Origin of the sequence: Streptomyces sp. NPDC005962, from assembly GCF_040629205.1 — a bacterium.
Taxonomy (GTDB): Bacteria; Actinomycetota; Actinomycetes; order Streptomycetales; family Streptomycetaceae; genus Streptomyces.
Genome location: NZ_JBEXVE010000009.1, coordinates 170,827 through 184,298 on the forward strand (window position 1 = coordinate 170,827; position 13,472 = coordinate 184,298).

Annotated in this window: 10 protein-coding genes; 3 read left to right on the forward strand and 7 right to left on the reverse strand. The window is 70.7% G+C overall.

Features of this window, described 5'->3' with window-relative positions; all coding sequences use genetic code 11:
• Positions 1-12 precede the first annotated feature (12 nt).
• The 7 genes from ABZ370_RS17555 to ABZ370_RS17585 form a co-directional block, all read right to left on the reverse strand.
• Positions 13-756 carry a helix-turn-helix domain-containing protein gene (locus ABZ370_RS17555; RefSeq protein ID WP_358621272.1) on the reverse strand — a complete coding sequence of 248 codons (744 nt, stop codon included), beginning with the start codon at positions 754-756 and terminating at the stop codon, positions 13-15.
• Between the two features lie 196 nt (positions 757-952).
• Complete coding sequence (serA, locus tag ABZ370_RS17560; protein ID WP_358621274.1) at positions 953-2,554, reverse strand: phosphoglycerate dehydrogenase; 1,602 nt, start codon at positions 2,552-2,554, stop codon at positions 953-955.
• Between the two features lie 273 nt (positions 2,555-2,827).
• Positions 2,828-3,826 carry a ketol-acid reductoisomerase gene (ilvC, locus tag ABZ370_RS17565; protein WP_358621276.1) on the reverse strand — a complete coding sequence of 333 codons (999 nt, stop codon included), beginning with the start codon at positions 3,824-3,826 and terminating at the stop codon, positions 2,828-2,830.
• A gap of 75 nt (positions 3,827-3,901) precedes the next feature.
• Positions 3,902-4,426, reverse strand: a complete 525-nt coding sequence (gene ilvN / locus ABZ370_RS17570) for an acetolactate synthase small subunit (RefSeq protein ID WP_358621278.1) — start codon at positions 4,424-4,426, stop codon at positions 3,902-3,904.
• Between the two features lie 36 nt (positions 4,427-4,462).
• Entirely contained in the window at positions 4,463-6,316 is a 1,854-nt protein-coding gene (locus ABZ370_RS17575) for an acetolactate synthase large subunit (protein WP_358621281.1), read from the reverse strand.
• Positions 6,317-6,531: 215 nt separating this feature from the next.
• Entirely contained in the window at positions 6,532-9,453 is a 2,922-nt protein-coding gene (locus ABZ370_RS17580) for an EAL domain-containing protein (protein WP_358621283.1), read from the reverse strand.
• Between the two features lie 342 nt (positions 9,454-9,795).
• Complete coding sequence (locus ABZ370_RS17585) at positions 9,796-10,800, reverse strand: 2-hydroxyacid dehydrogenase (RefSeq protein ID WP_358621285.1); 1,005 nt, start codon at positions 10,798-10,800, stop codon at positions 9,796-9,798.
• A gap of 73 nt (positions 10,801-10,873) precedes the next feature.
• Between ABZ370_RS17585 and ABZ370_RS17590 the strand changes: the two genes are divergently transcribed.
• The 3 genes from ABZ370_RS17590 to ABZ370_RS17600 all read left to right on the forward strand — a co-directional run bounded on the left by ABZ370_RS17590 (position 10,874) and on the right by ABZ370_RS17600 (position 13,419).
• Positions 10,874-11,872 (forward strand): aldo/keto reductase, encoded by a 999-nt coding sequence (locus tag ABZ370_RS17590; protein ID WP_358621287.1) that lies wholly within the window; start codon positions 10,874-10,876, stop codon positions 11,870-11,872.
• Between the two features lie 118 nt (positions 11,873-11,990).
• Positions 11,991-13,181: a PQQ-dependent sugar dehydrogenase gene (locus ABZ370_RS17595; RefSeq protein WP_358621289.1), complete on the forward strand. Its 1,191-nt coding sequence runs from the start codon at positions 11,991-11,993 to the stop codon at positions 13,179-13,181.
• 73 nt (positions 13,182-13,254) lie between these two features.
• Positions 13,255-13,419, forward strand: coding sequence for a DUF6191 domain-containing protein (locus ABZ370_RS17600; protein WP_358621291.1), 165 nt, complete (start codon positions 13,255-13,257; stop codon positions 13,417-13,419).
• Positions 13,420-13,472 lie beyond the last annotated feature (53 nt).

Consider the following 13,472-nt stretch of genomic DNA (forward strand, 5'->3'; position numbering starts at 1 on the left):
GGTGATGGGTGATCAGTCGACGGCGGCACGGGCGTCGTCGATCACTCGCTCCCGGATGCGGGTGAAGGCGGCGGCGTCGACGGCCGGGCCGCCGAGGGCGGTGGTGGGCCGCGGGGAGCCGGTGGGGCGCAGCCCGTCCACGTACAGGTCGAGCTGGCGGTGGGCGAGGGCGTCGTCGTCGGGGATGCGGCCCCCGCCGGGCAGTGGCCGCGACAGCCGGATGATCATCAGGACGATGTCGCCGAAGACGACATCGGGGCGGACCGCGCCGACCGCGCGGGCGCGGGCCAGGAGCTGGTCGACGGTGCCGACGGGGTCGGCCGGGGCGTTGGGGACGGCCGGGTCGGCGGGGTCGGCCGGGTCGGCCGGGTCGGCCGGGTCGGCGGCGCGTACCCGGTCGAAGAGTTCGGCGGCGGTGAAGTGGCCCAGCAGCGCCGGTACCACCGATCCGATCTTGAGGTCGAGGGCGGCGTGCATGAAGCGCCGCAGGGCGTCGGCCGGGTCGCCCTCCGCGTCGGCGGCCCGCCGCGCGGCCCCGGCCACGGCGGTGAAGACCTCGGCGGCCACGCCGCGGAAGAGGTCGGGGCGGGTGGGAAACCGCCGGTAGAGGGTGGCGATGCCGACCCCGGCGCGCCGGGCGATCTCGTCGAGCGGGGCGTCCGGCCCCTGATCGGCGAAGACCTCGCGGGCCGCGCGCAGGATCTGCTCGCGGTTGCGGCGCGCGTCGGCGCGCATGCGGGGAGTGTCTTCGGACACGGCGGATCTCCTGCGGAGGGCACACCTGGGCACATACGGAGCTATGTGGAGAATTTTTCTCCACATAGTCAGAGCGTAGCCCTTCCCGCCACTTTATTCAACGCCTGATGAAAAAGTCCGTGCGGGCACACCAAAAAGGCCCGGCCCCCGCGTGAAGCGGGGGCCGGGCCCTTCGGGCGCGTAGGCGTTACGCGGCTCAGACCAGATTGACCGAACGGGCCGACGTGGCGCCGATCTCCTCGGCGATCTCGGTGAGCACGGTCTGCGGAATCGTGTCGTCCACGGTCAGCGCGACCAGTGCGGCACCGCCCACCGCGGCACGCGAGACCTGCATGCCCGCGATGTTGATGCCCGCCTCGCCCAGGATGCGGCCGAGCGTGCCGACGATGCCCGGACGGTCCGTGTAGCGGAGGAACGCCATGTGGTCGGCGAGCGCCAGGTCGACGTCGTACTCCCCGACCGCGACGATCTTCTGGAGGTTCTTCGGACCGGCCAGCGTGCCGGAGATCGAGACCTCGTCACCGTCGGCCAGGGTGCCGCGCACGGTCACCACGTTGCGGTGCTCGGTCGACTCCGAGCTGGTGGTCAGCCGCACCTCGACGCCGCGCTCCTGCGCGAACAGCGGGGCGTTCACGTAGCTCACGGTCTCGTCGACGACGTCCTCGAAGACGCCCTTGAGCGCGGAGAGCTCCAGCACCTTGACGTCGTGCTGGGTGATCTCGCCGTACACCTCGACGTCGAGCCGGACGGCGACCTCGCCCGCGAGCGCGGTGAAGATCCGCCCCAGCTTCTCGGCCAGCGGCAGCCCGGGGCGTACGTCCTCGGCGATCACACCGCCCTGCACGTTCACCGCGTCCGGGACCAGCTCGCCCGCCAGGGCCAGCCGCACCGAGCGCGCGACCGCGATGCCCGCCTTCTCCTGGGCCTCGCCGGTGGAAGCGCCCAGGTGCGGGGTGGCGACCACATTGTCGAACTCGAACAGCGGGGAGTCGGTGCACGGCTCCTTGGAGAACACGTCCAGACCGGCACCGGCCACCCGGCCCTCCTTGAGGGCCGCGGCCAGCGCCGTCTCGTCGACGATCCCGCCACGGGCGGCGTTGACGATCCGGACCTCGGGCTTGACCTTGCGCAGCGCCTCGTCGCCGATGAGGCCGACGGTCTCGGGGGTCTTGGGCAGGTGGACCGTGATGAAGTCCGAGACCTCCAGCAGCTCATCGAGGGTGAGCAGCTTCACGCCCATCTGCGCGGCGCGCGCGGGCTGGACGTACGGGTCGTACGCGACGACCTTCATGCCGAAGGCGGACATGCGCTGGGCCACCAGGACGCCGATGCGGCCGAGGCCGACGACGCCGAGGGTCTTCTCGCTCAGCTCCACACCGGTGTACTTGCTGCGCTTCCACTCGCCGTTCTTCAGCGCGGCGTTCGCCTGCGGGATGTTGCGGGCGGTGGCGACCAGCAGGCCGCAGGCCAGCTCGGCGGCGGTGACGATGTTGGACGTCGGCGCGTTGACGACCATGACGCCCGCCTTGGTGGCGGCGGAGACGTCCACATTGTCCAGGCCGACGCCCGCCCGGGCGACCACCTTCAGCTTCTTCGCCGCGGCGATGGCTTCCGCGTCGACCTTGGTCGCGCTGCGGACGAGGATCGCGTCCACGTCGGCGAGGGCGGGAAGCAGTTCGTCTCGGTTGGCGCCATTGCAGCTGCGGATCTCGAAATCCGGGCCCAGGGCGTCGACCGTGGCGGGCGACAGCTCTTCGGCGATGAGTACGACAGGTTTACCGGGGGAAGCAGTGCTCACGTGGTCTTCAGTCCTCACTAGTCCTCAGCGGACGGCCGTCCCGACGGCCGCAGGCGGTGAAGGGTTCCAGCCGCGTGGAAGACGCACGACGCTGTGAGCCTGACGCGTTTGTTGCAGGAAAGTGTAGTAGCGCTCGGGCCTGTGTAATGCGCCAATGCGGCAGGATCACCCGCACGTGGTGATGCGCGATGGACAAAGCCGAACCGGGTGTGGCGGGGGTTCCACAGAACCCCCGCCACCCCCGGGGCACGGTCCACCGCGCCGTCCGAGTGCTTACGCCTCGTCGTCGACCCAGCTCATGAGCTTGCGCAGCTCCTTGCCGGTGGTCTCCAGGAGGTGGTCCTCGTCCGCCTTCTTCAGCTCGTTGTACTTCGGCAGACCGGCGTTGTACTCCGCCATCCAGTTCTTGGCGAAGGTGCCGTCCTGGATCTCACCGAGGATCTTCTTCATCTCGGCCTTGGTGGAGTCGTTGATGATCCGCGGGCCGGAGACGTAGTCGCCCCACTCGGCGGTCTCGGAGATCGACCAGCGCATCTTCTCCAGGCCGCCCTCGTACATGAGGTCCACGATCAGCTTCAGCTCGTGGAGGCACTCGAAGTACGCGATCTCCGGCTGGTAACCGGCCTCGGTCAGGGTCTCGAACCCGGCCTTGACCAGCGCCGCGGTGCCACCGCACAGCACCGCCTGCTCGCCGAAGAGGTCGGTCTCGGTCTCCTCGGTGAAGGTGGTCTTGATGACGCCGGCGCGGGTGCCGCCGATGCCCTTGGCGTACGAGAGGGCGAGCGGGAAGGCCTTGCCCGTGGCGTCCTGCTCGACGGCCGCGATGCACGGCACGCCGCGGCCCTCCTCGTACTGGCGGCGGACCAGGTGGCCCGGGCCCTTGGGGGCGACCATGCAGACGTCGACATTGGCGGACGGCTTGATGAAGCCGTACCGGATGTTGAGGCCGTGGCCGAAGAACAGCGCGTCGCCGTCCTTCAGGTTGTCCTTCACGGACTCCTCGTAGACCTTGGCCTGGATCGGGTCCGGGACCAGGATCATGATGACGTCGGCCTCGGCGGACGCCTCGGCGGGGGTCACCACGCGCAGGCCCTGCTCCTCGGCCTTGGCCTTGGACTTGGAGCCCTCGTGCAGGCCGACGCGGACGTCGACGCCCGAGTCGCGCAGCGACAGCGCGTGGGCGTGGCCCTGGCTGCCGTACCCAAGGATCGCGACCTTGCGGCCCTGGATGATGGACAGGTCGGCGTCGTCGTCGTAGAACAGCTCGGCCACTTCGGGATTCTCCTAGCGTGTGGGTTGTGCGTCCCACCGTATGACGGGCGGGCGGGTGAAGGTTCGGGGGTCTCGTCAGGCGGACCGGTCGAGCGAGCGCAGACTCCGGTCGGTGATGGAGCGGGCGCCGCGCCCTATGGCGATCGTGCCGGACTGCACCAGCTCCTTGATGCCGTACGGTTCCAGCATCTTGAGCATGGCTTCGAGCTTGTCGCTGCCCCCGGTGGCCTCGATGGTCACGGCCTCCGGGGAGACGTCCACGGTCTTGGCGCGGAACAGCTGGACGATCTCGACGATCTGGGAGCGGGTCTCGTTGTCGGCGCGGACCTTCACGAGAACGAGTTCCCGCTGAATGGCCGAGCCGTCCTCCAGCTCGACGATCTTGAGGACGTTGACGAGCTTGTTGAGCTGCTTGGTGACCTGCTCAAGCGGCAGTTCCTCGACATTGACCACGATGGTGATGCGGGAGATGTCGGGGTGCTCGGTGACGCCCACGGCGAGCGAGTCGATGTTGAAGCCGCGGCGGGAGAACAGGGCGGCGATCCGGGCGAGGATGCCGGGGGTGTTCTCCACCAGGACGGAGAGCGTGTGCTTGGACATGCGGTGCGTCTCTCTTCTTCTCTCTCGGTCCCGGCCTCAGTCGTCTTCGCTGTCGCCGAAGTCCGGGCGGGTGTCACGCGCCGCCAGGATCTCGTCGTTGGAGGTGCCGGCCGCGACCATCGGCCAGACCATGGCGTCCTCGTGGACGATGAAGTCCACGACCACCGGGCGGTCGTTGATCGCGTTGGCCTTCTCGATCACGGCGTCGAGGTCGGCCGGGTCCTCGCAGCGGATGCCGATGCAGCCCATGGCCTCGGCGAGCTTCACGAAGTCCGGGACCCGGGTGCCCGCGCCGGGCTGGGCGGTGTCAGCCCCGGGGCCGGAGTGCAGCACGGTGTTGGAGTAGCGCTGGTTGTAGAACAGGGTCTGCCACTGGCGGACCATGCCCAGCGCGCCGTTGTTGATGATCGCGACCTTGATCGGGATGTTGTTCAGCGCGCAGGTGACCAGCTCCTGGTTGGTCATCTGGAAGCAGCCGTCACCGTCGATCGCCCAGACCGTACGGTCCTCCATACCGGCCTTGGCGCCCATGGCGGCCGGGACGGCGTAGCCCATGGTCCCGGCGCCGCCCGAGTTCAGCCAGGTCGCGGGCTTGTCGTAGGTGATGAAGTGGGCGGACCACATCTGGTGCTGGCCGACGCCCGCGGCGAAGATCGTGCCCTCCGGGGCCAGCTCGCCGACCCGCTGGATGACCTGCTGCGGCGACAGGCTGCCGTCCTCGGGCAGGTCGTAGCCGAGCGGGTAGGTCTCGCGCCAGCGGTTCAGGTCCTCCCACCAGCCGCTGTAGTCGCCGGTGCGGCCCGCGTCGTGCTCGGCCTGAACCGCGACGACCAGATCCGCGATGACCTCGCGGGCGTCACCGACGATCGGCACGTCGGCGGCGCGGTTCTTGCCGATCTCCGCCGGGTCGATGTCCGCGTGCACGATCTTGGCGAACGGGGCGAACGAGTCGAGCTTGCCGGTGACGCGGTCGTCGAAGCGCGTGCCGAGCGCCACGAGCAGGTCCGCCTTCTGCAGGCTGGTGACGGCGGCGACGGTGCCGTGCATGCCCGGCATGCCGAGGTGCTGGCGGTGGCTGTCGGGGAACGCGCCGAGGCCCATCAGCGTGGTGGTGACCGGCGCCCCGGTCAGCTCGGCCAGCACCCTCAGCTCGGCGGTGGCGTGCGCCTTGAGGACGCCGCCGCCCACGTACAGCACCGGGCGCTCGGCCTGGCTGATCAGCCGGGCGGCCTCGCGGATCTGCTTGGTGTGCGGCTTGGTCACCGGGCGGTAGCCGGGCAGGTCGGTCTGCGGCGGCCAGGAGAAGGTGGTCCTGGCCTGCAGCGCGTCCTTCGCGATGTCGACCAGGACCGGGCCGGGGCGGCCGGTGGACGCGATGTGGAACGCCTCGGCGATCGTCCGCGGGATGTCCGCGGCCTTGGTGACCAGGAAGTTGTGCTTGGTGATCGGCATCGTGATGCCGCAGATGTCCGCCTCCTGGAAGGCGTCCGTGCCGATCGCCTTGGACGCCACCTGGCCGGTGATCGCGACGATCGGGACCGAGTCCATGTGGGCGTCGGCGATCGGGGTGACCAGGTTGGTGGCGCCGGGGCCCGAGGTCGCCATGCAGACGCCGACCTTGCCGGTGGCCTGGGCGTAACCGGTGGCGGCGTGGCCCGCACCCTGCTCGTGGCGGACGAGTACGTGCCTGACCTTCGCGGAGTCCATCATCGGGTCGTACGCGGGGAGGATCGCACCGCCGGGGATTCCGAAGACGGTGTCGGCGCCCACCTCCTCGAGCGAACGGATGAGGGACTGCGCACCCGTGACGTGCTCGACGGTGGCGGACTGGGGTCCGCCGTTACGGGCCCGCGGCTGGGGATGATGGGCCCCGGAGGCCTGCTCGGTCATCGGCGTTCTCTTCTCGAATGAGGTGTGATGCGGGGAGGAAGCGGTGCACAGGCGTCAGTGCAACAAAAAACCCCTCGTGCCGTTAGGCAAGCGAGGGGAGCGCGCCGGTGAGGGTCCGCAGGGCTTCAACGTGGCCCTGCTCAGCCGACGCGCTGTCCAAGTACGAGAATTCGGGTGCGCATGGCTCCGACCCTCCCCCTCGCGCGTATCAGGTGTCAAGTGGGTGGGACGGGAGTCTCAGTATTTGAGCGGGTCGGTGGGTGGGTGTGCGCCTCCGGGCGCCGGGGGCCATGCCCGCCGAATCCGCCGTGCCGCACCGGCAGCCCGCCGCCGACCAGCATCGGAGCGTCCGAGCGTGGCACCGGATAGCTGCCGCGGGTCAGCGCCCGGCGCAGCCGGTGCTCGTCCAGCGGACCGCTGAAGGCCATGCCCTGGGCGTGGGTGCACCCCATGCCGCGCAGGGTCACCAGCTGTTCGGGCATGTCCACGCCCTCCGCGATGGACTGCATCCCGAGATCGCCGCCGATCCGCAGCAGCCCTGAGGTGATCTTGTGCAGCCGGGAGGACTCGACCACCCCCTCGACCAGCCCCTGGTCCAGCTTGAGTACGTCGATGGGGAGCCTGCGCAGCGCCCTGATGGCGCCGTAGCCGCTGCCGAAACCGTCGAGCGCGATCCGCACCCCCAGCCGCCGCAGCGCGCCGAGCCGGTGCTCCAGCTCGTCCAGCGGCACCCGTGGGTCGCTGTCGGTCAGCTCCAGGATCAGCGCCCCGGACGGCAGCCCGTGCCGGGCGAGCAGGGTCTCGACGGCCTTGGGCGGCATCGACTTGTCGACCAGGCGGCCCGCGGGCAGCCGTACGCAGACGGGGACCATATGGCCGTCGCGGCGGCGCTGGGCGGCCTGCTCGACGGCGGCCTCCAGCGTCCAGCGGGCCAGCTCGGCGGTGCGGGCGCCTTCCTCACCGGCGCGGCCGTGGTCGCCGCCGCGCCCGTTGTCGGCGACCCTCAGGAACTCTGCCGGGGTGAACAGGATGCCCTGGGCCGAGCGCCAGCGGGGCTGCGCCGCGACGGCGGTGACCCGGCCGCTCGCCAGCTCCACGACGGGCTGGTGCAGCAGCACGAACTCGCCGTCGTGGAGGGCGGCGCGCAGCCGTGTCGCGACCTCGGCGCGGCGCGCCACCTCGGCCTGCATCTGCGGGGCGTACAGCTCGACCCGGTTCTTTCCGGCGGCCTTGGCCCGGTACATGGCCAGGTCGGCGTTGCGCATCAGGGCGCCGGGGCTGGTGCCGGACTCGGCGAAGGCGACGCCGATGCTGGCCGCGACCCGCACCTCGGTGCCGCCCTCCACCCGGTAGGGCTGGGAGAGCCGGGCCCGCAGCCGGTCGGCGATCTCCAGGATGCGGCATTCGCGGGTGCTGATGTCCCCGTCGCCGTCGCCCACGATGAGGGCGGCGAACTCGTCGCCCCCGAGCCGGGCGGCGCAGTCGCCGGAGCCGGACCGCACGGACTCCTGGAGCCGGCGGGCGGCCTGGACCAGCAGCTCGTCCCCCGCCTGGTGGCCGACGGTGTCGTTGACGGCCTTGAAGCCGTCGAGGTCGATGAAGAGCACGGCGGTGCCCGCGTCGGTACGGCGGCGGCCGCCGACCGCGTGCCGGACCCGCTTGGTGAACAGGGCGCGGTTGGGCAGGTCGGTGAGCGGGTCGTGCTCGGCGCTGTGCTGCAGCTGGGCCTGGAGCCGGACGCGCTCGGTGACATCGCGGCTGTTGAAGATCAGGCCGCCGTGGTGGCGGTTGACCGTCGACTCCACGTTGAGCCAGTCGCCGGTGCCGGAGCGGAAGCGGCACTCGATGCGGGTGGTGGGCTCCTCGCCCGGCGAGGCGGCCAGGAACCGGCGGATCTCGTGGACCACCGCGCCCAGGTCCTCGGGGTGGATGAGCGAGGCCAGCTCGGAGTCCGTCAGCTCCTCCGCGTCCCGCCCGTAGACGCCGGAGGCGGCGGGGCTGACGTACCGCAGGATGCCGGTGGGCGCGGCGATCATGATCACATCGCTGGAGCTCTGCACCAGGGAGCGGAAGTGGTTCTCCTTCTGCGCCAGCTCCTGGGTGAGCGCGATGTTGTCCATCAGCATGATCGCCTGCCGGACGAGGAGGGCGAGCACGACCGCGCAAGCAGTGAAGAGCACCACCCCGTCGACCGGGCGGCCGTCCATCACGTTGAACAGGATGCCCAGCGTGCACACGGCGGCGGCGAGATACGGCGCCAGGGCGGCGAACGCGCCCGCCGAGGGACGGCTCGGCCGCTCGCTGCGGCGCGCGGCGGGCGGCGGGGTCTCGGCGGCGTCCCGCCGGGCCACCCAGGGCGCGTAGGCGAGCAGCATCGAACCGGCGAACCAGCCCGCGTCCAGGATCTGGCCGGAGCGGTAGTGGTCGTGGAGCAGCGGCGAGGTGAACAGCGCGTCGCACAGCACGGTCAGGGCGAACGCGCCGATCGCGGTGTTGACCGCCGGCCGGCTGGCCGACGACGAGCGCCGGAAGTGCAGCACGATCACCATGCTGACCAGCACGATGTCCAGCAGCGGGTAGGCGAGCGAGAAGGCCCTGCGGGCGACGCTCGCGGCATCCTCGCCGAACTCGCCGGTGTGGGCGAGCGCGAGGCTCCACGACAGGGTCATCAGCGATCCGGCGATCAGCCAGGCATCCAGCCCCAGGCAGATCCATCCGGCCCGGTTCCGCGGGCGCTTGGCGAGCACCAGCATGCCCACGATCGCCGGTGGCGCGAAGAGGAGGAAGCAGACATCGGCGAACGAGGGGGTGGGCACGGGTCGGCCCAGCACCACCTCGTACCACCCCCAAGTGCCGTTGCCCAGCGCGGCCATGGCGGAGGAGGCCGCGAACAGCAGCCAGGCCGGGCGCATCCGCCCGGCATTCCCGCGCCCGTGCCACAGACAGGAGACGGCGGCGGCGAGGGCGGCCGCGGCCAGCCCGAAGTCGCCCATGAAGACGGCCAGTTCGGCTGATCCCCAGCCGAGCACCGCGCCCACCGCGTACCCGCCGCAGACGAGGGCGAGGACGACCTGGGGCAGCAGCCGGGCGCCGCCGGAGACCGCCGGTCGGGCCAGCACCGCTCCGGTGGCGCTCACCGCACTGCCGCCCGTCGCGCGAAGGGGCACGGCTCCGCGAGCCGTATCCCCGTGAGCTTCGTCATCGAGAGCCGCGCGGCTGCGCGGAATTGTCGCGGTCGACGCCTGAGCTGCGTCGGGTTGTTGGTCCATTGGCCACACATCGCCCGTCGCCCCCCTCGAGTTCCGGTCCATCGCTGACGCCGTCAGGTCATTGGCGCAGCCCCCGCTCGGGACGATACACCAGACTGGTCACTCAGGGACATAGGCCATCTACTCACCGTAACGGACTACGGCGTTGTGTATACGGAGTGCAGTCAATCGATGCCTGTATGTACTGCCAGGGGCATGTTGCCCCCTCGTCTACCCCGTGGTCATCATGAGATGTTCCATCGGCTCGCCCGCGGCGAACCGGTGCAGCTGAGCGCGCAACAGCCGCTTGGCGCGGGGCAGGAAGGCCGACGAGGGGCCGCCCACATGCGGGGTGATGAGCACTCCTGGAGCGTGCCACAGCGGATGCCCGGCGGGCAGTGGTTCGGGGTCGGTCACATCCAGCGCGGCGCGCAGCCGGCCGCTCTCCACCTCGGCGAGGAGCGCCTTGGTGTCCACCACCCCGCCCCGTGCGACGTTCACCAACAGCGCTCCGTCCTTCATCTTCGCCAGGAAGTCGGCTCCGGCCAGGCCCCGGGTCTCCTCGGTCAGCGGGGTCACCAGGACAACGACGTCGGCCTCCGGAAGCAGTTGAGGCAAGGCGTCGATCGGGTGCACCGGACCGCGCTCGGTCGTACGCGGGGAGCGCGCGACGCGCGCCACCCGCTCGCACTCAAAGGGTTCGAGCCGGGCCTCGATCGCGCTGCCGATCGAGCCGTACCCGACGATCAGAACGGACTTGTCGGCGAGCGCGGGACGGAAGCCGGAGGTCCACTCCTCGGCGTCCTGGGCGCGGACGAAACCGGGGATGTCACGCAGCGAGGCGAGGATCAGGGTCAGGGCCAGCTCGGCGGTGCTCGCGTCGTGCAGCCCCCGGGCGTTGCACAGCTGGACGCCGGGGACGACGCGTGACATGGCGGGCAGCAGGCCGTCTATGCCCGCGGTGAGCGTCTGGATCACCCGCAGGCCCGTCATGGCCTCCAGCGGACGGGTCAGCACCTCGGGGCTCTTCATGTACGGCGCACAGTAGAAAGCGACGCGGGAGGGGTCGGTGGGGTAGTCGGGGCCGCCGTCCCAGTGGGCGTAGTCCAGGCTCTCGGGCAGGCCCTCGATCTCGTCGGGCGCGATGGGCACCCAGACGAGGGGGCGGGCCGGGCCGCCGGACGCGGCATGAGACGAATCGTGGTGCCGGAACGTATCGCTGTCATCTGCACTCATGCCAGGAGGCTATGCGAAGTGAGGCTCTCCGCAGAGGTTAGTTTGGTGCGAGTAACGGGAGGGGTCAGGCCAGGTGGAGCGCAGGACAATCGGAGCGGCGGCGCTCGAAGTGGGTGCGATCGGCCTGGGGTGCATGCCCATGAGCTGGGCGTACACCGCTTCACAGCGCAACGGCGAGCACTCGCTGCGCGCCGTGCACACCGCGCTCGACGCGGGCGCGAACCTGCTCGACACCGCCGACATGTACGGCCCCTTCACCAATGAACTGCTGGTGGGACGGGCACTCAAGGAGCGGCGCGCGGACGCCTTCGTGTCCACCAAGTGCGGACTGCTGGTCGGTGAGCAGCACATCGTGGCCAACGGGCGGCCCGGCTATGTGAAGCGGGCGTGCGACGCCTCGCTGCGGCGGCTGCAGACCGATGTGATCGACCTCTACCAGCTGCACCGGGCCGATCCCGAGGTGCCGATAGAGGAGACCTGGGGCGCGATGGCGGAGCTGGTCGCGGCGGGAAAGGTACGGGCGCTGGGGCTGTGCGCGGTGGGGGCGCGGGCACAGCGGCGGTCCGGCGCCCGGATACACGACGCGACGGTGCGGCAGCTGGAGCGGGTGCAGCAGGTCTTCCCGGTGAGCTGTGTGCAGGCGGAGCTGTCGGTGTGGTCACCCGAGGCACTGGAGGCGCTGGTGCCGTGGTGCGCCTCGCGCGGGGTGGGCTTCCTGGCGGCGATGCCGCTGGGCAATGGCTTCCTGAGCGGGACGCTGACGCCGGGGCAGGGGTTCGAGCCGGAGGACATGCGCGCCCGGCACCCGCGCTTCACGGCCGAGATGATGGCGGCGAACCAGCCCATCGTGGCCGGGCTGCGGCGGGTCGCGCGGCGGCACGGGGAGTCGGTGACGGCGGCCCAGGTGGCCCTGGCGTGGCTGCTGGCCCAGGGACCGCACGTGGTGCCGGTGCCGGGGACCAAGCGGGAGGACTGGGCGGCGGAGAACGCCGCGGCGGCGCGCGTGATGCTGACGGCCGAGGACCTCGCCGAGATCGCGACCCTGCCGCCCGCCCGGGGGTCGTGGGACTAGGGGTGTGTTGTGGGGCGGGTGGGTTCCGGTTCGGCGAAGGGAACCCGCCGCGGAGCTGCGGTGTATAAGAAACAGTGCCGTGCCGCGGCACACGCGCCCCACCGAGAGGAACCCGACCGTGCGATGTCCTCGCCTCACCCTCGCCGCCCCCGCCCTCGCCGCCAGTGCCGCCCTGCTGCTGCTCACCGGATGCTCGACCGGGGACGGGCAGTCCCCGTTCGAGCGGTCGGGCTCGTCCGCGCCCGGGAAGGAGGGGTCCAAGGGCGGCTCCCCGTCGTCGGCGGCGCCCTCGGCCGGTGAGTCGGCGGCGCCGAAGAAGGGTTCGGCGAAGGTGGTGAGCCTGCTCACCACCAATCTGAATTCGCCCTGGGGGGTGGCCCCGCTGCCGGGCGGGGATCTGCTGGTGTCCTCCCGGGACACCGGGAGGATCTTCAAGATCACGGCGGACAGCGGGAAGCAGACCGAGCTGGGGTCCGTGCCCGGCGTCTCCCCCGCGGGCGAGGGCGGCCTGCTGGGGCTGGCGGTCTCCTCCGACTTCGGCTCGGACCACATGGTGTACGCGTATCTCACCACCGACTCGGACAACCGCATCGTCCGGATGGTGTACAACGACAAGCGCCCCTCGGGCGATCAGCTGGGCGCCCCGGACACGATCTTCAAGGGCATCCCCAAGGGCACGATCCACAACGGCGGCCGGATCGCCTTCGGCCCGGACAAGATGCTGTACGCGGGCACGGGCGAGAGCGGGGAGAAGGGGCTCGCCCAGGACATGGACTCGTTCGGCGGCAAGATCCTGCGGATGACCCCGGACGGTGAACCGGCGCACGGCAATCCGTCGGCCGATTCGGTCATCTACTCCCCCGGCCACCGCAATGTGCAGGGGCTGGCCTGGGACGCCCAGAAGCGGCTGTGGGCATCGGAATTCGGCCAGGACACCTGGGACGAGCTGAATCTGATCCGCCCGGGCAAGAACTACGGCTGGCCGGAGGCGGAGGGCAAGGCCGGAAAGAAGGGGTTCGTCGATCCGGTCGAGCAGTGGAAGACCGCGGAGGCCTCACCGAGCGGTATCGCGTTCGCCAAGGGCTCCATCTGGATGGCGGGGCTGCGCGGTGAGCGGCTGTGGCGGATTCCGCTGCGGGGGACCAAGCCGGTGGCCGAGCCGCAGGCGTTCCTCACCAAGAAGTACGGGCGGCTGCGCAGTGTGGTCGCCACGGACGACGGCGGGCTGTGGGTGGTCACGAGCAATACGGACGGGCGGGGTGATCCGGCCAAGCAGGACGACCGGATTCTGCGGCTGGAGATCAGCTGACGGCGGGCGGTTCCGGTCCCTTTTCGGGCGGTCTGCTTACACTGGCCGTAGCCGCTCACCTACGGGGGTCGCCATGTTCAACCTCATCGACGAGTTGTTCGCGCCCGGTCGCAAGCACACCGAAGAGGAGCGCAACCGGCTGGAGTTCACGCTGGAGGACATCGGCGACAGCGACCCGGGCAAGGGTCCGATAGATCTCGACTCCGGCCAGGTGGTGATCCGCCCCCGCGAGGGCTGACCACGCGGACAGCCTCGGAGGGACAACCCCGCGAGGACGGCGCAGGGACGACC

Coding starts and splice junctions, on each gene's coding strand:
- ilvN (WP_358621278.1), bottom strand. CDS start 4,426: ATGTCCAAGCACACGCTCTCCGTCCTGGTGGAGAACACCCCCGGCATC.
- ABZ370_RS17575 (WP_358621281.1), bottom strand. CDS start 6,316: ATGACCGAGCAGGCCTCCGGGGCCCATCATCCCCAGCCGCGGGCCCGT.
- ABZ370_RS17585 (WP_358621285.1), bottom strand. CDS start 10,800: ATGAGTGCAGATGACAGCGATACGTTCCGGCACCACGATTCGTCTCAT.
- ABZ370_RS17600 (WP_358621291.1), top strand. CDS start 13,255: ATGTTCAACCTCATCGACGAGTTGTTCGCGCCCGGTCGCAAGCACACC.